Annotated in this window: 1 protein-coding gene; it reads left to right on the forward strand. The window is 48.8% G+C overall.

Going from position 1 to position 1,571, the window contains the following annotated elements; translation table 11 throughout:
- The first annotated feature begins 119 nt into the window (after window positions 1–119).
- A complete protein-coding gene (locus tag WMO46_RS15535) occupies window positions 120–1,199 on the forward strand; it encodes an IS110 family RNA-guided transposase (RefSeq protein WP_004293627.1) in 1,080 nt (359 codons plus the stop codon).
- Window positions 1,200–1,571: the final 372 nt, after the last annotated feature.

The following is a 1,571-nucleotide window of genomic DNA, read 5'->3' on the forward strand; positions in this document are numbered from 1 at the left end:
AATAATCCCTATGTTTACAATCAGGGTAAGCCGCGATGATAGCGGATAAATGAAAAAGCTATCGAGATTTTGGTTAGATTAAAGCTGCAAAACCTTTACTAACTAAAACGACGATAGCCATGAGAGAGCAAAGAAACAAAATTAGTTTCAGAGGACAAAAGATTTATGTAGGAATCGACGTCCATTTGAAGAGTTGGTCGGTTACGGTCTTGTCCGAAACCTCCGTATTGAAGAAGTTTAGCCAGCATCCGAGCCCAGAAGCGTTGTACGGATTTTTAACTCGGAGTTATCCGGGCGCCGAGTATCACTCGGTGTACGAAGCGGGCTTCTGCGGATTTTGGATACACGAGCGTCTGACGGCCTTAGGGATCGACAACATCGTGGTCAATCCGGCCGACGTGCCGACCAAGAGCAGCGAAAAGCTGCGTAAGACCGACACCGTGGACAGCGGTAAGCTGGCGCGGAGTTTAAGAGCCAACGAGCTGAAAGGCATTTATACGCCGGACAGCGTATCGTTGGAGATGCGTTCCTTGATAAGATTGAAGAACTCGATAACCAAAGACACGACCCGTCAGAAGAATCGGCTCAAGTCTCAACTTCGGTATTTAGGCATCGAGATTCCGCAGGAGTTTCTCACTCCGTTTTCCAACTGGTCGAAGCGCTTTTTCGCCTGGTTGAAGGAGATAGAGACGCTCACCCCGAGCGGCCGTCAGGCCCTCGACATTCATATCCGGCATCTGGAAGAGTTACGCCGTCAGAAACTGGAGATGACACGGGCTTTACGGACATTGGCCAAGACGGATCGATTCCGCGAACCGCTGCGGTTGATTATGAGCGTTCCGGGGTTCGGGCAGGCTACGGGAATGGCGTTCCTCTCCGAGATATGCGACATAACCCGCTTCCGCAATGCCGAACAACTGGCTGCCTATATCGGAATGATCCCGATGTGCCACTCCAGCGGAGAGAAAGATGGGACGGGGGATATTACCATACGAAAACACGCCGTTATGCGCTGTAACCTGATAGAAGCGGCATGGGTGGCGGTACGTCAAGACCCTGCGATGAACCTGTTCTATACGGAACAATGCAAACGGATGCCCAAGAGCAAAGCTATCGTAAAGGTCGCCCGCAAACTGGTAAACCGTCTATTCTTTGTGCTGAAACATCAGACCGAATATGTCAATAGTATCGTGTCATAGAGAAACCCTTCCGGTAAACGGATTTTCCCAGAGAGAATACTACATAGTTGTTGCGGCGTTAACGTCCGCTTAAAATAATCTGCTCCTCTGGCCTTTGTAAACTAATAAGGGATATGCGGCAGAGAGCTGACCGCTAAGGAAAATCTGTTTATCGAAGGATTTTTTCGGGTTCTGAAATCTCGGCTTTCGAGAGAGCCAAAGGTGTTAAGCACGATGTGCCTCCGCACCGGCTCGATCAAAGGCCGGCGGAGGCTCTCGTGCCTTGACCTTTGGCCGAGAAGTTCACCAAGAAATGCAATACGCTGTAAATAAGATAAAAACAAATTTAACCGAAAACTTTGATCCAATTTTATTTGGATTGTAACAGGAAAA

The sequence above is a fragment of the Alistipes intestinihominis genome (assembly GCF_040095975.1).
GTDB lineage: Bacteria > Bacteroidota > Bacteroidia > Bacteroidales > Rikenellaceae > Alistipes > Alistipes senegalensis.